Origin of the sequence: Collimonas sp., from assembly GCF_035566555.1 — a bacterium.
Taxonomy (GTDB): Bacteria; Pseudomonadota; Gammaproteobacteria; order Burkholderiales; family Burkholderiaceae_D; genus Collimonas.
Map to the genome: position 1 here is coordinate 1 of NZ_DATMRB010000067.1, position 17718 is coordinate 17718.

The following is a 17718-nucleotide window of genomic DNA, read 5'->3' on the forward strand; positions in this document are numbered from 1 at the left end:
GGCGCGGCGCGGCGCCCATCCACCGCGCGATAGAAGCCGGCGACAGCGAGACAGGCATCACCATCATGCAAATGGACCAGGGCCTGGATACCGGCGCCATGCTGCTGATCGAAAAACTGGCGATTGCAGCAGACGACACCACCGGCAGCCTGCATGACAAGATGGCAAAGCTTGGCGGTCAGATGATCGTGGAAGCGCTGGCTCGCCTTGGGCACGATGCATTGCCGGCAACGCCGCAGCCGGCGGAAGACGTGACCTACGCCGCCAAGATCAGCAAGGAAGAAGCAGCGCTGGACTTCGCGCTGCCGCCCGAGGTGCTGGAACGCAAGATACGGGCATTCAATCCCTTCCCCGCAGCTTCTGCTTCATTCGCTGGCGTTACCTTGAAGTTGTGGCAAGCACAGGTAATTGCCGCCGATGGCAAGCACGCACCTGGAACCATCATCAGCGCCGATCCGCAGGATGGCGTGGTGGTGGCTTGCGGTAGCGGCGCTTTGCGGATTACCGAATTGCAGAAACCGGGTGGCAAGCGGTTGCCGGTGGCGGAATTCCTGAAGGCGTTCCCGATGCAGGGCGGTAAATTCGATTAGACGGCGACCAGCAGGCATTCCAGGTTTTGGGAGCCGCACCATACTGCATTCGGGGCCAAGGCAACGGGATGTTGAATCGCGGCCGCTTCAATGCAAACAAAGTGCTGATACGAATCCAGCTTCAGATCGGCGATCCGCGCGCAGCCGGTTTCCCAGGGATTCCACACCACCGCATCGACAAACCCGGCCTGGCTTGCGATCACACTATGCTGGTGATCGCTCAAGGTAATCGGCTTGTCGACGGCGAAATAAACACGGTCGACTTCTTCCCTGATATGCAGGACTTCCGCACCCTCCTGCTTGATGCGGCGCTCATCCATTGAGTCCCGGTACTGATGACCGGCGAGTCCATACACTGCAGCGCCGGCAAGTTGCGTGCTCAGGTAGGTATGCAAGGCACAGGTAAAGTCAAAAGGCTGGTCTCCAGTATTGGTAACCACCAGTTCTGTATTGAGCTCCTGGCCGGAAAATTCAACGCGCAATTCCAGCGAGAAGGCATGCGGAAATATGCTCCGGGTTTCCTCGGAATCGCCGAGGCCAAGGCGGATCAGGCCGCTGCCATCGATCTGACGGGAAGTCTCCAGCAAGGTCCATAGGCTGACGCGCGCAAAGCCATGCTTGGGCAGCGGGCCTTCGTTGGAAAATTGCGGGAACACAACCGGTATGCCGCCGCGAATGGCGCTGTCGCTGCGCCAGGAATTGAGCGGGCTCATGAACAGTCGTTCGACGCCATCCGGCGTGCGCCAGGAACAGATATGGGCGCCGTGCAGGCTCACTTTTACCTGCGCGCCGTCGGCGGAGGTAGCGGTGAGGAAATCGTTGGTCGGTTGCGGATTTTCTGAAGTCGGCAAAATCATCTCTCCTATGGCTGTCCGCATATTATGCGCCAGAGCCATCCATTTCTGAAGACTACCGTATCGATTCAGCCATCTTGGTTGCCATCATGCGCTTGCTTGAGGCACCGGCACCGCCAGACTGATTCCATGCTGGGTAAAGCCAAAATTTTCATAGAACCGGTGTGCATCCATCCGCTTCAGGTTGGACGACAGCGCGATCTTGTAGCACCCCGCTTCACCGGCGATCCGCACGGCATGATCCAGCATCACGCTGCCGATGCCCTGGCCACGGCAGGCGCGGCTGATGACCACGGCATCCAGCACCGCCTGGCGGGTGCCTTCGTGCGTCAGACTGCAGAACGCCAGCAGGCTGAAGGTGCCGACCGCGACATCGTCGGCAAATACAAGATATGCGCGGAAATAAGGATAGGCCGCCATCTCGGCCATGATCTTGTGGGCGCCGGCCGCATCCAGCGTGGCGGCGCGCGTGGGGGCATCGTCCATCTCGGCCAGCAAGGCCACCAGCGTGCCAGCATCGTCGGGCGTGGCCTGGCGCACCGTAACGTGCGGCAGGGAATGATCGGCAGTCATGGGTCTTTGCTCCGTAACGAAATGCGCAAAAGGATAAAGACTATACCGAAAATTCCACGGATGGAAAAAATGACGGGGCGTCTGCAATACAGACACCTCGTCATCGAGAAAGAACGGCAATTGTTTAGATAAACAGCTTGCGCATGCGCGACGACACCAGGTCGATCATGCTGACGGCAACCACGATCATGATCAGCACAGCACAGGTTTGCGCATATTCGAAGCTGCGGATGACTTCCCACAGGATCACGCCGATACCGCCGGCGCCGACCATGCCGACTACCGTCGCCGAACGGACATTGGCTTCGAAGCGATACAGGACATAAGAAATCCAGAGCGGCATCACTTGCGGCAAGACGCCGTAGACGATCTCTTCCAAGGCGTTGGCGCCGGTGGCGCGGATGCCTTCGACCGGTTGCGGATCGATCGCTTCCACAGCTTCCGAAAACAGTTTCGAGAGCGTCCCGGTAGTGGCGACGAACAGCGCCAGGACGCCGGCAAACGGCCCCAGCCCCACGGCCACCACGAACAGCATGGCAAACACCATTTCATTGATCGCGCGCGCGGCGTCCATCAAGCGGCGCACCGGCTGGTTAACCCAGGCTGGCGCGATGTTCGACGACGCCAGCAAGCCGCACGGCACGGCGCACACCACTGCCAGCGCCGTACCCCAGACGGCAATCTGTATCGTCACCAGCAGCTCTTGCAGGTAAGTGCGCCACTCGTGGAAGTCAGGCGGGAAAAAGCTGGCGGCGTAGGTGCCCATGTTGCCGCCGTCGCGCAGCAGTTCCAGCGGACGCATGTCGGCGCCCTTCCATGACGCGATCAGGATTGCCAGCAGCACGCCCCAGAACAATGTCCGGCCAATCGACTGCTTGGGCGGAACAGGAAACGTGGTTTGCATTTTCAGAGGTACGGAACTAGTCATTGCTTAGGATTTGGCCAGGTCGGACAATTTGCGGTTGATGTCGTCAAGCTTGGTTTTCTTTTCGTCGGCGCTCAGGTTCTCGTCGGCTTCCAGCTTGCCCTTTTGCTTGAACAGTTCCAGCTGGCGGATAGGGTTCAGCTGGACATTGCTGGACTCGGCAAAGCCGCTGTATTGCAGCTTGGCCAGCTGCGCTTTTTCTGCCGCGGCGTTAGGACCGGTCTTGCCGTAGTTGATGAAGAAATCCTTGACCTTGGCCTTGACGTCAGCCGGCAGATCCTTGCGCCATACCAGCGGATCGGCAGCGATCAGCGGCGACTTCCAGACGATGCGCACTTCCTTGGCGACCGCAGGCTGACGCTCTTCGATACGGTCCATGGTGTCGGATGCAAACACCGCGGAATCGAGCTGCTTGTTGGCAACGGCCAGGATGTTGGCTTCATGGTTGGAAGTACGGATGACCTTGAACGCGGTTTTCGGATCGACATTGTTCTTGGCGAAGATATAGTAGTTCGGCAGCAGGAAACCGGAAGTCGAATTCGGATCGCCGATACCGAAAGTCAGATTCTTGGAATTCTTCAAGACGTCTTCGATGCTCTTGTACGGGCTGTCTTTCTGCACGCCCACCAGGCTGTAGTAGCCCGATGTGCCGTCCGGATTGACCACATGCGCGAACACTTCGCCGCTGGCGCGGTCGACCGCTTCCATCGCCGACTTGTTGCCGAACCAGCCCATCTGCACCTTACCGAAACGCATACCTTCGATGATGCCGGCGTAGTCGGAAGCAAAGAAGCCGTTGACCTTGACGCCGATGCGCTTGCTCATTTCGTCCAGCACCGGCTGCCAGTCCTGCTTCAGGTTTTGCGACGATTCAGTGGAGATGATGCCGAAGTTCAGCACTTTGGCGTCGTCGGCGTGCGCAGTCGTTGCCGCCAGCATCGCCAAGGTCATTGCGGCGCCGGAAAATAATTTTGCAAACATGATATGAAACTCCAGATGAGGATGGATGTGATTGGATAAGCTGTTGCGTGGAAACTGGATAGGCTCAGGCTGCGACCGCCATTGCCGGGATGCTGTCGAACGGCGTCGGCACGGCGGCAGCCGGCCGGGTCAGGCTGTTGGAGCCGCCCAGGATGTCCTCCGCCTCGCTGCCATACAAATCGCGCAGCATGGCTTCGGTCAGGGCGCTGGAGGGGCCGTCGTACACCACGCGGCCTTTGTGCAGCGCCACTGTGCGCGGACAGAAGCGCAGCGCCACATCGACCTGGTGCAGAGAAACAATGACAGTGCTCTTGTCGCGCTGGTTAACATCGGCCAGCGTTTGCATCACGCGCCGCGCCGATTCCGGATCCAGCGAGGCAATCGGTTCATCGGCCAGCACCACGCGCGCCTTCTGCACGATGGTGCGAGCGATCGCCGCCCGTTGCTGCTGGCCGCCGGAGAGCGCCGAGGCGCGCTTATATGCATGATCGGAAATGCCGACGCGCGCCAGCGCTTCCAGCCCGAGCGTTTTTTCTTCGGCTGTAAACAATTTGAAGCAGCTGCGCCAGAGCGGCATGCGCGACAAGCCGCCGGTCAGGACATTGGTCAGAACCGGCAGGCGGCCGACCAGATTGAATTGCTGGAAGACGAAACCGACGTTGGCGCGGACCGCCCGGATATCACGGTCGACCAGACCGTCCTTCTGCACCGATTTGCCATCGATGGAAATAGTGCCGCCGCTGCTATCTGCTGCCATCAGGCCGGAAATATGACGCAATAGCGTTGATTTCCCTGAACCGGATGCACCGATCAGCGCCACCATTTCGCCTTGCGCAAAACACAGACTGACATTGTCCAGCGCCCGGAAGCCGCCGCGGAATGTCTTTGATAAACCTTTGATTTCGACCATGATTGTTACCGCCATTACGCTTTTGAATGGCCGAAGTATTGCGGTCAAATATGTCAGGCGTATGAAAGTATTGTGACCATTCGATTACAAAGGGCAAATTTGTAGACAATCTACAAGTCTGTTTTGAGTGGCTTGGTTGCTGCTAGGAATTACTTTTTTACAGGAAAGAAAATCCGATTGGCCGGCACCCAGCTTGGGAAATGGTGCCGTGCTGAGCGCGGCGCAGCCCAGTGTCGTGTCATGCCTGATCTGTCGGTATATCGCGCCGGCCTTGGCCCGTAGCGCTAGGCGTGCCGAGGAGACATAGCGGGGCTATGGCGACGAGGCGCAACGACGCGATACGGGTCAAGGACCAGCCAGATGCCGACAGATCAGGCATGACACGACACTAGCGCTGCACCACAATCGGATTGACGCTGGTGCGCTGGCGGATCTGCTGCAGGATGTTGTCGGCATCGGAACGGCTGGTGTAAGGCCCTGCGTACAGGCGATACAGGCCGTTGACGGCGACGCTGTTGAGGGAGTCAACCAGGCCGGACAGCTCCTGCATCAGGCGATTGCGGGCGCCATCGGCATTGGCTTGCTGGGAATAGGCGCCGAATTGCAGATAGAAGCCGCTGGCCAAGGTACTGTTGCCATCGCTCTGCGCCAAGGCGGGAGCGATCGTGGCCGCAGGGGGGGATGACGGCGGATCAAGCAGCAGCGGTTGCGCCGTCAGCACCGGCATGTCCACCGATTCAGCGACCACGGCTGCCGGCGCGCTGTTGTCCCTGGCCGGTTCAAGCGGCGCTGGCGCCGCCGTCGCTGCCAACGTGCCGTTCTGGCGCTGCTTGTTCATGGCGATGATATCCGCCGGCAGCAAACGCTCCACCTCCAGCTGGCCGCTGCCGCTGCCGAGATAGCCCAGCTTCAGCGCCGCTGTGTATGACAGGTCGATGATGCGGCTGGAATGGAATGGTCCGCGATCGTTGACCCGCACGATCACCTGTGCGCCGGTTTTCAGATTGGTCACCCGGGCATAGGAAGGAATCGGCAAGGTCGGGTGCGCCGCGGTCATCTTGTACATGTCGTACAGTTCGCCGGACGATGTCTTTTGATTATGGAATTTCTTGCCGTACCAGCTGCCGGTGCCGCGCTGCTTGAACGGCTGGTCGTCGGTCATCGGCGTATAGGTCTTGCCAAATACGACATAAGGCTTGTTGCCGGTACGGGAGTATGGTTCGATGGTGGGCACCGCATCCGGCACGTCCAGCAGCCCCTCAGGCGTGACATCGCCCGGACCGTCATCCTTGTAGTAGCCGCCGCGGCCGGAGCCGGCAGCGGGCAGCGCAGGCCCGCCACGACTGCCTGCGACGGTCTTGCCTGGCGCTGCCGAGGAGGAAGGCGCTTTCGGCGAGGTGCCGCAGCCAGCCAGGATCAACGCGGCCAGCAGCGCACTCGAATAGGCGACTACGCTGTAGTTAGCGCTCACCTTGCGTTTTCCGCCCTGCTTGCCTAGCATGCACTCTCCCTATGATTCCGACGACTGCGATATTGCCGTAATGGACCCGACCTCAAGCGCCAAGTTCAACCACGCTATGTCTGTATCAGTTTGCGATGGCGCTGAATGCTCATCAGGATACCTGCTCCCAGGCCCAGGGTCACCAGCGCCGTGCCGCCATAGCTCATGAACGGCAAAGGTACGCCAACCACCGGCAAAATGCCGCTGACCATGCCCATGTTGACGAACGCATAAGTAAAGAAAATCAGCGTGATGGAGCCGGCCAGCAGGCGCGTGAACATGGTCGGCGCGTTGACCGCTATCATCATGCCGCGCCCGATCAGCAGCATGTACAGGAACAGCAGGACAGCGTTGCCGATCAGGCCGAATTCCTCGGAAAACACCGCGAAGATGAAATCGGTGGTGCGTTCAGGTATGAATTCCAGATGCGCCTGCGTGCCTTTCAGCCAGCCTTTGCCAAAGATGCCGCCGGAACCGACCGCGATGGTCGACTGGATGATGTGGAAGCCTTTGCCGAGCGGATCGGAAGTCGGATCGATCAGCATCATCACGCGCTGTCGCTGGTAATCGTGCAATACCGACCACAGCACCGGCAGGCTGGCGCCGACCGCCACCGCCAGGCCGAGCAGCACGCGCCAGGACAGGCCGGCCAGGAAGATCACGTAGAAACCTGCCGCCAGCACCAGGGTGCCGGTGCCGAGATCCGGCTGGCGGATGATCAGGCCGACCGGCAAGGCCAGCAACAGCGCCGCCACCAGATAATCGCGCCAGGTAATCATGCCTTCGCGCTTCTGGAAATACCAGGCCAGCATCAGCGGCATGGCGATCTTCATGATCTCTGACGGCTGGATCACCACGCCGAAATTGATCCAGCGGCGCGAACCCTTCTTGACGATGCCGAACAAGGCCACCGCAATCAGCAGCGCCACCCCTATCGTATAGATCGGCACTGCAAAGCGCATCAGGGTCTGCGGCGGTATGTTGGCGGCCACCCACATGATGACGAACGCCACCAGGATATTGCGCAGCTGGTCTTCCACCCGGCCCGGAAAATCGATGCCGGCCGAGTACAGCGTAACGATGCCGACCGCCAGGATCAGGAAAATGATCAGCGACAGCGCCGCATCGAACACCATGATGTGCGATTTGACGCTGCGCAGCCACGCGTATTTGTCGCCCAGGCTCATGCTGTTGCTTTCAGTTCGGTGACCATCTGTTATTCCCGATTTCCCGGGGTTGCTTCGCCCGGCTTGTAGCTGTCTTCAGAACCGTCGTTCGGTTTCACGTCGGTTGGCGCGGGCCCCAGATCCTCATCGGCTGCGGCTGGCGACGCCACCGGTGCGGCTATCTTATCGTTATCGCCAGGCCGCTTGCCCAGCAAATAGAAATCCAGCGCCTTGCGCGCGATCGGCGCCGCCGCCGCCGCGCCGAAGCCGCCGTTTTCGACAATCACGGCCAGCGCAATGCGCGGCTTGTCGGCCGGCGCAAAGGCGGTATACCAGGCATGGTCCAACTGGCGCGAGGTCAGCTTCTTGGCGTCGAACTTCTCGCCCTGCTTGATGGCGACCACCTGCGCAGTACCGGTCTTGCCGCCAGATTTATAGCCGGCGCCGGCAAATACCCTGGCGCCCGTGCCTTCGCGCGTCACGCCGACCATGGCTTTCTTGATGAAGTCGACGTTTTCCTGCTTCAACGGAATCCGGTAGCTTTCTTTCGGCACCGTTTCGGTGTGCTGACGCGTGACGCCGTCTTCGATGATCTTGACCAGGTGCGGCTTCATGACGATGCCGTCGTTGACCAGGGTCGCCACCGCATGCGCCATCTGCAAAGGCGTAAAGGAATTGAAGCCCTGGCCGATGCCAAGCGAAATGGTGTCGCCGCCAACCCACTTCTGCGCCGCCACGCGCTTGTAGTATTTGCGCTTCCAGTCGGTCGACGGCAGCAGGCCGCGCTGCTCATGCTCCAGGTCGATGCCGGTCAGCTGGCCGAAACCGAAAGGCTTCATGAAATCATGGATGGTGTCCGGACCGAGGTCGTTGGCCAGCATGTAGTAATAGGTATCGCAGGACACCACGATCGACTTGTACATGTCGACCCGGCCGTGGCCGCCGACTTTGTCGTCGCGGAATTGATGGCCGCCCAGCATGAAATAGCCGACGTCGTTGATGGCGAAGGCCGGCGTACGTTTGCCCAGCTCCAGCGCCGCCAGCGCCATGAACGGCTTGTAGGTGGAGCCGGGGGCGTAGCTGCCGCTCATCGGCCGGTTGATCAGCGGATGGTCGGGCGAATTATTCAACTCGTCCCAGCTTTGCTGATCGATGCCTTCCACAAACAGGTTGGGATCGAATGACGGCTGCGACACGTAGGCCAGCACGTCGCCGGTGGAAGGCTCGATTGCTACCATGGCGCCGCGGCGGTTGCCGAAGGCTTCTTCCACCACTTTCTGCAATTCGATGTCGATCGACAGGATCAGGTTGTCGCCCGGGGTCGCCGATACGTGCGACATGCTGCGCACTGCCCGGCCGCTGGCAGCGATCTCGATTTCTTCGTAGCCGGTGGTGCCGTGCAGCTGCTTTTCGTAGCTCTTTTCCAGGCCGTCCTTGCCGATGTAGCTGGTGCCCTTGTAGTTGGCGGCGTCGTCGCTGTCATCGATGCGGTCGGCATCCTTCTGGTTGATACGGCCGATATAGCCGATCACGTGCGCCGCTACTTCGCCCAGGGGATACTGGCGGAACAGGCGCGCCTGCACATCGACCCCGGGAAAACGGTAACGCTGGGCGGTGAAGCGCGCCACTTCCTCGTCGGTCAGGCGGGTGCGGATCGGCAGGCTGGCGAAGCTCTTCGAATCTTCCAGCAATTTCTTGAAACGGCGCCGGTCTTTCGGCGTGATGCTGACCACCTGCGCCAGCTCATCGATCACCGGGTCGAGGTCGCCACGGATTTTCGAGCGCGTGATTTCCAGCGTATAGGCAGAATAATTGCGCGCCAGGATGACACCGTTGCGGTCCATGATCAGGCCGCGGTTGGGCACCACGGGCACCAGCGAAATGCGATTGTCCTCGGCCTGGGCGGCGTAGGCATCGTGACGCACCACCTGCAGCCAGACGAAGCGCGCGCACAGCAAGCCGAAGCAGATCATGACGAACGCAATGGCGGCCGATATCCGCAGGCGGAAATGGCGTAGTTCGCGTTCGGTGTTTTTAAATTCAGTCATGGATATCAGCTACGGTTCAGCCCCAGCCGCGGCTGTCGATTAAATGGGGCGATTATCATCGCGGTCGACCGCCCGCCGCTGCGGCGCCAGCAACAGCCACACCACCAGCGGCCACAATGCCATGCTGACAAAGCTTTCGGCAAAATACAGCCAGCCGGGAAACTTGCCGTTGACGGACATGCGGATCACCAGCTGTATCAGCTGGGTAAACAGCATCAGCGGCAGCACATGCAATGCCTGGACGCTGACCGAGAACCACAGCACGCGGCGATGGATCATGATGGCAAAATAGGACAGCAGGGTATACGCCAAGGCGTTCTGGCCGAGCAGCGTGGCTTCGTGCACATCCATCAGCAAGCCCATGCAGAAGGCGATGCCGATGCCGATCTTGCGCGGCTGGTGGATGCTCCAGAACACCAGCGCCAGCGCGACGAAATCCGGCACTCCCGGCCATTGGCCCCAAGGCAGCAGGTTAAGCAGGAAGGCCAGCAGCAAGGTCATCGCGATGAACAGCGGATTGGCCGGCAACAGAATGTAGTGTGGGCGCATCATCGGGTACCAGCTCCCTGCGGATTTTTACGGGCCGCTTCCGGATTGCTTTCTTTGCCGGCGTCTTTCGCGGCTGCTTCCCTGGTCTTGTCGCGGGTGCTCTCGGTCAGGCGGCGCTTGCTGAGGATATCGGCTTTGCTGTTGGGAACGGCAGCTTCATCGTCAGGACGCGCGATCGGATTCGGATCGACCAGCAAGATCAGCAACTGCGTGTGACGGTCGATGCCGGCCACCGGCTCGCATACGATATGGGCGAAGGCATCGGCCGACTTGGTTTCAACCTGTATCACCTTGGCCACCGCCAGGCCGGCCGGGTAGACGCCGTCGATGCCTGAGGTCACCAGCAGGTCGCCCTTCTGGATATCGGCGTTGGACGACATGAAACGCAAGTCGAGGTAACCGGACTGGCCGCGGCCGTAAGCGACGCTGCGCAAACCGTTACGCAGCACCTGGACCGGGATCGCCTGGTCCTTGTCGGTCAGCAGCGTGACTTCAGAAGTGAATGGGAAAACCCGCGTGACCTGGCCGACGATGCCGGCATCGTCGATCACCGGCTGGCCGGTGGCGACGCCATGCTGCGAACCGCGGTCCATGATGACCTTGCGAGCAAACTGATCGCGGGCGTCATACAGGATTTCGCTCATGACCGACTTCACCGGCAGACGCTGCTCGGCGCCCAGCAGTTTGCGCAGCTGTGCATTTTCCGCCGCCAGCTGCTGCGCCTGCTGCAATTGCTGCGCGCGCTCGCCCTGCTTGCTGCGCAATGCCTGGTTTTCCTTTTCCACCGTCGACAGCGAAGAAAAATAATCGATCACGCGATTGCTGGCGTCGCGCGGCACCAGGGCCACCATCTGCAAGGGATAGAGCGCGGTGCCGACTGCCTGCCGCACCAGCAGCAGCGCATGCACTTTTGAATCGGCAATCAGCAGCGCCAGCGCCATCAGCGTGCATATCACCGCCTTGGCGCGGGCTGACGCGCCTTGCTTGAATAGGGGTGGTGGACTGTATTCCATCAGTAATGGACAGATTCTGTTTGATCGGTGGCTGGTGGTACAAACGCGGTACCGTAGATGTAACAACGGGTCGTGTGCACTGGTGCACCGACCCGGTTGCCGCTACCCACCCTCATGATCAAGCTGACGAGGTGGGGTAAGCGTCGCATCAGTCTGGATTACTCGTAAGAAAAGATCGAGCCCAGCTTGTCCATCCGCTCCAGCGCCATGCCGGAACCGCGTACCACGCAGGTCAGCGGGTCTTCAGCCACAATCACCGGCAAGCCGGTTTCTTCCATCAGCAGACGATCCAGGTCGCGCAGCAGGGCGCCGCCGCCAGTCAGCATCATGCCCTTCTCGGCGATGTCGGCGCCGAGTTCCGGCGGAGTCTGTTCCAGCGCGTTCTTGACGGCCGAAACGATGTTGTTGAGCGGATCGGTCAGGGCTTCCAGGATTTCGTTGCTGGAGATGGTGAAGGAGCGCGGAATGCCTTCCGACAGATTGCGTCCCTTGACTTCCATTTCACGCACTTCCGAACCAGGGAAGGCGGAACCGATTTCTTTCTTGATCGCTTCCGCGGTCTGTTCGCCGATCAGCATGCCGTAGTTGCGGCGGATGTAGTTGACGATGGCTTCGTCGAACTTGTCGCCGCCGACGCGCACCGAACCCTTGTAGACCATGCCGCCCAGCGAAATGATGCCGACTTCGGTGGTGCCGCCGCCGATGTCGACCACCATCGAACCGGTCGCGTCAGAGACCGGCAGGCCGGCGCCGATTGCAGCAGCCATCGGCTCTTCGATCAGGAACACCTGGGAAGCGCCGGCGCCCAGAGCGGATTCGCGAATCGCGCGACGTTCCACCTGGGTCGAGCCGCAAGGTACGCAGATGATGATGCGCGGCGATGGCTTGAACAGCTTGGTGTCGTGCACCATGCGGATGAATTGCTTGAGCATTTGCTCGGTGACGGTGAAGTCGGCGATGACGCCATCTTTCATCGGACGGATCGCTTCGATGTTGCCGGGAACCTTGCCCAGCATCTGCTTTGCTTCGCGGCCGACGGCCTGAATTGTCTTCTTGCCGTTAGGGCCGCCCTGCTGGCGAATCGCAACAACCGACGGCTCATCCAGGACAATACCTTGATCGCGCACATAAATCAGCGTATTCGCGGTACCCAGGTCAATGGCCAGGTCATTCGAAAAGTAACTGCGTAAAAATCCAAACATGAATTGTTCCAATGCGCAACAATGGTGCGCTCAAACGTTTTTTAGGGGGGTGTCTAGTATCCGGCGCATGGTAAAGATCTATTACCTGCCGCATGGACGCAACATTCTACCTTATAATTTGACTCAACTTAGGGCGTATAGCGCTCAAAATGCTTGCTTTTTACAAAAATCCGAGAAGTTTTTCGCAAGCAAACCATTAATTTTTTAACCACACTAGCTGCCGCGCCCCGTAGCGCGATCGAAAATCATGTCATTAGCCCTTTCCGACGTTAAGCGCATTGCCAATTTAGCACGCCTGGAGCTCACCGAAGACCAGGCCGCCTCCACGCTGGATAAACTGAACGGTATTTTTTCGCTGGTCGAGCAGATGCGTGCGGTGGACACCACCGGCATCGAGCCGCTGAGCCATCCGATTGCAGCCATCCGCCACGATCTTTCCCTGCGCTTGCGCGAAGATGAAGTGACCGAGCCGAACCGGCGCGAAGAGTATCAAAAGGTTGCTCCGGCGACTGAAGACGGCCTGTACCTGGTGCCCAAGGTCATCGAATAAATTACTCTGTTTCCACTGGGCAGTGGTGGCAGGTTTTCTGCCCACGCGTGGCGCTAGATGCGCACAGGTGCCCACCCTACGGGCCATCCCGCAAAGTTAATATTTAAAAGTACTCATGCATACCAAAACACTCAAGCAATTGTCGGTGCTGCTGCACGAAAAGAAAATTTCCGCCGAGGAACTAGCGCAACTTTACTTGGCCAGGATCCAGCAAAGCGACCTGAATGCTTTCCTGCATGTCGACCAGGAACTGACGCTGCAGCAGGCGCGTGCCGCCGACCAGCGCCTGGCGCGCAACGACGCTACTGTGCTGACCGGCGTACCGATCGCGCACAAGGATATTTTCGTGACGCGCGGCTGGCGCGCGACGGCCGGTTCGAAGATGCTGGAAAACTACACCAGCCCGTTCGACGCTACCGTCGTGGAGCATTTCAACAACGCCGGCATGGTCAACCTCGGCAAGCTGAACTGCGATGAATTCGCCATGGGTTCCTCCAACGAAAACTCGTATTTCGGCGCAGTCAAGAATCCCTGGGACAAGACAGCGATTCCGGGCGGCTCCTCCGGCGGTTCTGCCGCCGCGGTAGCGGCACGCCTGACGCCGGCCGCCACTGCCACCGACACCGGCGGCTCGATCCGCCAGCCGGCGTCATTGTGCGGCGTGACCGGCATCAAGCCGACCTATGGCAGCGTGTCGCGCTTCGGCATGATTGCCTTCGCCTCGTCGCTCGACCAGGCCGGCCCGATTGCCCAGACCGCGGAAGACTGCGCTTTGCTGCTGAACGCCATGACCGGTTTCGATCCGCGCGATTCGACCAGCCTGGAACGGCCCAAGGAAGATTTCAGCCGCGATCTCGAGAAAGATTTGAAGGGCTTGCGCATCGGTATCCCACGCGAATACTTCAGCAGCGGCCTGGCGCCAGACGTCGAGCAGGCTGTGCGCGCGGCGCTGGCCGAGTACGAAAAGCTGGGCGCTACGCTGGTCGATATTTCACTGCCGAAAACCGAACTCTCGATCCCGGTCTACTACGTGATCGCACCGGCGGAAGCATCGTCCAACCTGAGCCGTTTCGACGGCGTCCGCTACGGCCACCGCGCTGCCGATTACAAGGACCTGGCCGACATGTACAAGAAGTCGCGCGCGGAAGGTTTCGGCGAAGAAGTGAAACGCCGCATCCTGGTCGGCGCCTATGTGCTGTCGCACGGTTACTACGACGCTTACTATCTGCAGGCGCAAAAGATCCGCCGCCTGATCGCCGAAGATTTCCAGAATGCGCTGAGCGGCCCGAACCGCCAGTGCGATGTCATCATGGGACCGGTATCGCCGACCGTGGCCTGGGACCTGGGCGCCAAGGCCGACGATCCGGTCGCCAACTACCTGGCCGACATCTACACGCTGTCGACCAGCCTGGCAGGCTTGCCCGGCATGTCGATACCGTGCGGCTTCGGCCAGGGAGAGAAGAATGCGCAGCGTCCGGTCGGCCTGCAGATCATCGGCAATTACTACGACGAAGCCAAGCTGCTCAATGTCGCGCACCAGTTCCAGCGCGTCACCGACTGGCACCAGCGTGCGCCCGGCTGAAAAAGCGAGCCACGCGATGTCATCGACCTTGCTGAAAAGTGTCAGCCGCCGGAGCAGCCTGCTGCTGTTCGTTCTGGCTGCAGCGCTGCTGGCGCCGCTTAGCCAGGCGCAGCAGTTGCAGACCAAGTTCGGCTGCAACATGACGCGCAATGAAGATGGCGAGAAAGTGATTTATGGCGATACCGGTGAATTCAAGCTGGACGGCGAGCGCATCGAAGCCTTGCGCTGGGAATCGGCGCTGTACCGGCCGACCCACGGCTTTGAATGCAGCATCGACACCAGCGACGATCCGCAAGCGGAAGTCGAACAGGACGGCGATAAAAGCAACTGGCGCATCACCTTGAAAGATCCGGTCGCCGCCCGTCATCAGCGCGGCTACGATTTTTATAATCACGGTATGAATTGCAGCATCCGCCTGCAGCGCGACGGCGACAAATTGCATGTGATACCGAGCTGCCCGGCGCTATGCGGCTCGCGGGGAAATTTTACGGAACTGTCGGTGGATTTGAAGACCGGCGAGTGTAGTTACCAAGACAATAAATGAGAATAATTGGGCACAGAGCTGCCCGGGTAGGGTTTAAGAGCCACCGCAGCGTGGCGAATTACCCTGTCCTCAACTAATTAACGAGGAAATAATTATGCAGTGGGAAGTCGTGATCGGTCTGGAAACGCATACGCAACTCTCGACCAAGTCAAAAATATTCAGCGGCGCCTCGACCCAGTTCGGCGCGGAAGCCAACACCCAGGCCAGCCCGGTCGACCTGGCGCTGCCGGGCGTGCTGCCGGTGCTGAACCGCGGTGCGGTGGAGCGCGCGATCCAGTTCGGCCTGGCGGTGAATGCGACGATTGCGCCGCAGTCGATCTTCGCCCGCAAAAACTACTTCTATCCCGACCTGCCAAAGGGCTACCAGATCAGCCAGTTTGAAATCCCGGTGGTCCAGGGCGGTAAGGTTTCCTTCATGCTGGAAAAAGATGGCAAGAGCGAGCTGCGCACCGTGCAGCTGACGCGCGCCCACCTGGAAGAAGACGCCAGCAAATCGCTGCACGAAGACTATCAAGGCATGAGCGGCATCGACCTCAACCGCGCCGGTACGCCGCTGCTGGAAATCGTCACCGAACCGGACATGCGCAGCGCCGCCGAAGCCGTGGCCTATGCCAAGGCTCTGCACTCGCTGGTGATGTGGCTGGGCATTTGCGACGGCAACATGCAAGAAGGTTCGTTCCGCTGCGACGCCAACGTCTCGGTACGTCCGCTCGGCCAGGCTGCCTACGGCACCCGCAGCGAAATCAAGAACCTCAACTCCTTCCGCTTCCTGGAAGAAGCCATCAACTACGAAGTGCGGCGCCAGATCGAAGTGATCGAAGACGGCGGCAAAGTGGTGCAGGAAACCCGCCTCTACGATCCGGACAAGAAAGAAACGCGCTCGATGCGCAGCAAGGAAGATTCGCAAGATTACCGCTACTTCCCTGATCCGGACCTGCCGCCGCTGGTGATCGCTGCGGAATGGGTGGAACGCGTGCGCGCCACCATGCCGGAACTGCCAGACGCCATGCGCGAACGTTTCGTGCGCGAGTTCGGCCTGTCGGAGTACGACGCTGCGGTGCTGACCCAGTCGAAAGCCATGGCGCGCTACTTTGAAGCAGTCACCGTCAAGGCTGGCAAGGAACAGGCGAAACCTGCCGCCAACTGGCTGATGGGCGACCTCTCTTCGGCGCTGAACCGGGAAAACGTCGATATCGCGCAAGCGCCGGTCAGCGCCGCCCAGCTGGCTGTGCTGCTGCAGCGCATTGCGGACGGCACCATCTCCAACAAGATCGCCAAGGAAGTGTTTACGGCAATGTGGGATGCCAAATCGACACAGGAAAACCTGGCCGACGAGATCATCGAAAGCAAGGGCCTGAAGCAGATTTCCGATAGCGGCGCACTGGAAAAAATCATCGACGAAGTGCTGGCTGCCAACGCCAAATCCGTCGAAGAGTTCCGTGCCGGCAAGGAGCAAGCAATTAACGCCCTGATCGGCCAAGCCATGAAAGCCACCAAAGGCAAAGCCAATCCGGCGCAACTGACCGAGCTGCTGAAACAGAAGCTGACAGCGTAAAAGCTGCAGGCGAAAAAAAACGGCTGGCGCCATGCCAGCCGTTTTTCTTTATAGCCAAACCATGCTTACCGTGCCGCTTGCGCTTCTGCCGCAGTGCTGGCCAGTTCCCGGTAGTGTTTGAGGGTTTCGTCGAATTTACCGTTGATGCGACCCAGTTCGGCTTGATGGTCCGCCATGTTTTTCTGGTTATAAGCAATGTCGCGGTTGGCATCCTCTATCTTGTTGCGCAAGCTCATCGGCAAGCTTTTCTTGCGCTTGTAGAACTCGGCTTCGGTGTTGGCTGCTTTCAACTGATTCTGGGCATCGTCGATGCCGATCTGGTCGCGCTTGATCAAATCCTGCGACAAGGACAGATAATAGCGGCGCGAGGATTCGATATCGGCCTCGCTGCGATAACGCGCCAGCAAGGCGCGGTCCTGCTGGCGCCGCTGCTCTTCCGCCGCCGCCTCGGCCCGGCGTTTTTCATCCAGGATATCTTGCTGACGCCTTTGTTCGGCAGTCAGCGGCGCCGGAATTTCACGCTTGACCACACCGGCCTTGGACAGCTCCACAATCCGCCGGTCGGCGCACTCCGGCATCGGATGGTCGCCCGTCACGGTACGCCCGGCGCCATCCTTGCAGGTATAAATCTGGCCGTGCGCCAGCAACGGCAACAAGCCTGCTGCGCCGAAAAAAAAGGCTCGCTTAAGAGTTAGTGCAATCCGCTTCATTCCCATCATCCACGACATATGTCGACACACACCACGCTATTCGGCGCAAGACGCAAAGCAACGGCTGTGTCGCACAAGCCGCGTGGTTACGCTACGCCGTAACGCTCCCGGTAAGCTGCCACTGCCGCCTGGTAGCGGTTCAGCTCAGCGTCGGCGCCAGCGCCGGAAATATATTCAAGCAAATCGTTGAGGTTGCCGATCGAAATCACCGGCATGCCGTACGCTTGCGTCACTTCTTCCACTGCCGAGTTGGCGGACAAGGCATCGTCCTTGCCGGAACGCTCCATGCGGTCCAGCGCGATCACCACCGCACAAGGCGTGGCGCCGGCGGCGCGTATCATCTCGACCGACTCCCGCACCGATGTACCGGCGGAAATCACGTCATCGATAATCAGCACCCGCCCCTTCAGCGGGCCGCCGACGATATTGCCGCCCTCGCCGTGGTCCTTGGCTTCCTTGCGGTTG

General features: G+C 59.9%; 17 protein-coding genes and 1 pseudogene. 5 read left to right on the forward strand and 13 right to left on the reverse strand.

The window, feature by feature from the left end:
• Positions 1–590 (forward strand): methionyl-tRNA formyltransferase (locus VNZ65_RS09120; protein ID WP_325668192.1); only part of this gene is annotated, 590 nt, incomplete at its 5' end.
• On the opposite strand, the gene VNZ65_RS09125 is transcribed toward VNZ65_RS09120, so the two are convergent.
• The 11 genes from VNZ65_RS09125 to VNZ65_RS09175 form a co-directional block, all read right to left on the reverse strand.
• A complete protein-coding gene (locus VNZ65_RS09125) occupies positions 587–1441 on the reverse strand; it encodes a D-hexose-6-phosphate mutarotase (RefSeq protein WP_325668194.1) in 855 nt (284 codons plus the stop codon). The genes VNZ65_RS09120 and VNZ65_RS09125 overlap by 4 nt on opposite strands.
• Positions 1442–1531: 90 nt before the next feature.
• Positions 1532–2017: a GNAT family N-acetyltransferase gene (locus VNZ65_RS09130; RefSeq protein WP_325668196.1), complete on the reverse strand. Its 486-nt coding sequence runs from the start codon at positions 2015–2017 to the stop codon at positions 1532–1534.
• Positions 2018–2141: 124 nt separating this feature from the next.
• The gene (gene phnE, locus VNZ65_RS09135) at positions 2142–2921 is read right to left on the reverse strand and encodes a phosphonate ABC transporter, permease protein PhnE (protein WP_414649086.1); all 780 of its coding nucleotides are present in this window, start codon (positions 2919–2921) and stop codon (positions 2142–2144) included.
• Between the two features lie 27 nt (positions 2922–2948).
• The gene (phnD, locus tag VNZ65_RS09140; protein WP_325668198.1) at positions 2949–3923 is read right to left on the reverse strand and encodes a phosphonate ABC transporter substrate-binding protein; all 975 of its coding nucleotides are present in this window, start codon (positions 3921–3923) and stop codon (positions 2949–2951) included.
• 64 nt (positions 3924–3987) lie between these two features.
• Positions 3988–4833, reverse strand: a complete 846-nt coding sequence (gene phnC, locus VNZ65_RS09145; protein ID WP_325668200.1) for a phosphonate ABC transporter ATP-binding protein — start codon at positions 4831–4833, stop codon at positions 3988–3990.
• Positions 4834–5221: 388 nt separating this feature from the next.
• The gene (locus VNZ65_RS09150) at positions 5222–6334 is read right to left on the reverse strand and encodes a septal ring lytic transglycosylase RlpA family protein (protein WP_325668202.1); all 1113 of its coding nucleotides are present in this window, start codon (positions 6332–6334) and stop codon (positions 5222–5224) included.
• Positions 6335–6408: 74 nt separating this feature from the next.
• On the reverse strand, positions 6409–7521 hold the full coding sequence (gene rodA / locus VNZ65_RS09155; RefSeq protein ID WP_325668204.1) for a rod shape-determining protein RodA: 1113 nt from the start codon (positions 7519–7521) through the stop codon (positions 6409–6411).
• A 29-nt stretch (positions 7522–7550) separates the two neighbouring features.
• Complete coding sequence (gene mrdA, locus VNZ65_RS09160; RefSeq protein WP_325668206.1) at positions 7551–9548, reverse strand: penicillin-binding protein 2; 1998 nt, start codon at positions 9546–9548, stop codon at positions 7551–7553.
• Positions 9549–9587: 39 nt separating this feature from the next.
• Positions 9588–10100 carry a rod shape-determining protein MreD gene (mreD, locus tag VNZ65_RS09165; protein WP_325668208.1) on the reverse strand — a complete coding sequence of 171 codons (513 nt, stop codon included), beginning with the start codon at positions 10098–10100 and terminating at the stop codon, positions 9588–9590.
• Positions 10097–11110, reverse strand: coding sequence for a rod shape-determining protein MreC (gene mreC, locus VNZ65_RS09170; RefSeq protein WP_325668210.1), 1014 nt, complete (start codon positions 11108–11110; stop codon positions 10097–10099). Before mreC ends, mreD begins: the two co-directional genes overlap by 4 nt.
• A gap of 158 nt (positions 11111–11268) precedes the next feature.
• The gene (locus VNZ65_RS09175; RefSeq protein WP_041742639.1) at positions 11269–12312 is read right to left on the reverse strand and encodes a rod shape-determining protein; all 1044 of its coding nucleotides are present in this window, start codon (positions 12310–12312) and stop codon (positions 11269–11271) included.
• A gap of 247 nt (positions 12313–12559) precedes the next feature.
• Here VNZ65_RS09175 and gatC point away from each other — a divergent pair, with 247 nt between their 5' ends.
• The 4 genes from gatC to gatB all read left to right on the forward strand — a co-directional run bounded on the left by gatC (position 12560) and on the right by gatB (position 16543).
• Positions 12560–12862, forward strand: coding sequence for an Asp-tRNA(Asn)/Glu-tRNA(Gln) amidotransferase subunit GatC (gatC, locus tag VNZ65_RS09180; protein WP_325668214.1), 303 nt, complete (start codon positions 12560–12562; stop codon positions 12860–12862).
• Between the two features lie 115 nt (positions 12863–12977).
• Positions 12978–14444 (forward strand): Asp-tRNA(Asn)/Glu-tRNA(Gln) amidotransferase subunit GatA, encoded by a 1467-nt coding sequence (gene gatA / locus VNZ65_RS09185; protein ID WP_325668216.1) that lies wholly within the window; start codon positions 12978–12980, stop codon positions 14442–14444.
• A gap of 16 nt (positions 14445–14460) precedes the next feature.
• The gene (locus tag VNZ65_RS09190) at positions 14461–14988 is read left to right on the forward strand and encodes a hypothetical protein (RefSeq protein WP_325668217.1); all 528 of its coding nucleotides are present in this window, start codon (positions 14461–14463) and stop codon (positions 14986–14988) included.
• A gap of 94 nt (positions 14989–15082) precedes the next feature.
• Positions 15083–16543, forward strand: a complete 1461-nt coding sequence (gene gatB / locus VNZ65_RS09195) for an Asp-tRNA(Asn)/Glu-tRNA(Gln) amidotransferase subunit GatB (protein WP_325668219.1) — start codon at positions 15083–15085, stop codon at positions 16541–16543.
• A gap of 65 nt (positions 16544–16608) precedes the next feature.
• On the opposite strand, the gene VNZ65_RS09200 is transcribed toward gatB, so the two are convergent.
• On the reverse strand, positions 16609–17199 hold the full coding sequence (locus tag VNZ65_RS09200) for a DUF4124 domain-containing protein (protein ID WP_325668221.1): 591 nt from the start codon (positions 17197–17199) through the stop codon (positions 16609–16611).
• Positions 17200–17339: 140 nt separating this feature from the next.
• Positions 17340–17718 (reverse strand): annotated as a pseudogene (locus tag VNZ65_RS09205) (orotate phosphoribosyltransferase); the annotation flags it as partial.

Excerpts from the sequence above, each read along its gene's own strand:
- VNZ65_RS09190 (WP_325668217.1), top strand. The coding sequence starts at position 14,461 with ATGTCATCGACCTTGCTGAAAAGTGTCAGCCGCCGGAGCAGCCTGCTG.
- phnC (WP_325668200.1), bottom strand. The coding sequence starts at position 4,833 with ATGGTCGAAATCAAAGGTTTATCAAAGACATTCCGCGGCGGCTTCCGG.
- gatC (WP_325668214.1), top strand. The coding sequence starts at position 12,560 with ATGTCATTAGCCCTTTCCGACGTTAAGCGCATTGCCAATTTAGCACGC.
- mreD (WP_325668208.1), bottom strand. The coding sequence starts at position 10,100 with ATGATGCGCCCACACTACATTCTGTTGCCGGCCAATCCGCTGTTCATC.
- mrdA (WP_325668206.1), bottom strand. The coding sequence starts at position 9,548 with ATGACTGAATTTAAAAACACCGAACGCGAACTACGCCATTTCCGCCTG.
- gatB (WP_325668219.1), top strand. The coding sequence starts at position 15,083 with ATGCAGTGGGAAGTCGTGATCGGTCTGGAAACGCATACGCAACTCTCG.
- VNZ65_RS09150 (WP_325668202.1), bottom strand. The coding sequence starts at position 6,334 with ATGCTAGGCAAGCAGGGCGGAAAACGCAAGGTGAGCGCTAACTACAGC.
- mreC (WP_325668210.1), bottom strand. The coding sequence starts at position 11,110 with ATGGAATACAGTCCACCACCCCTATTCAAGCAAGGCGCGTCAGCCCGC.
- phnE (WP_414649086.1), bottom strand. The coding sequence starts at position 2,921 with ATGCAAACCACGTTTCCTGTTCCGCCCAAGCAGTCGATTGGCCGGACA.
- gatA (WP_325668216.1), top strand. The coding sequence starts at position 12,978 with ATGCATACCAAAACACTCAAGCAATTGTCGGTGCTGCTGCACGAAAAG.
- VNZ65_RS09130 (WP_325668196.1), bottom strand. The coding sequence starts at position 2,017 with ATGACTGCCGATCATTCCCTGCCGCACGTTACGGTGCGCCAGGCCACG.
- rodA (WP_325668204.1), bottom strand. The coding sequence starts at position 7,521 with ATGAGCCTGGGCGACAAATACGCGTGGCTGCGCAGCGTCAAATCGCAC.
- phnD (WP_325668198.1), bottom strand. The coding sequence starts at position 3,923 with ATGTTTGCAAAATTATTTTCCGGCGCCGCAATGACCTTGGCGATGCTG.
- VNZ65_RS09175 (WP_041742639.1), bottom strand. The coding sequence starts at position 12,312 with ATGTTTGGATTTTTACGCAGTTACTTTTCGAATGACCTGGCCATTGAC.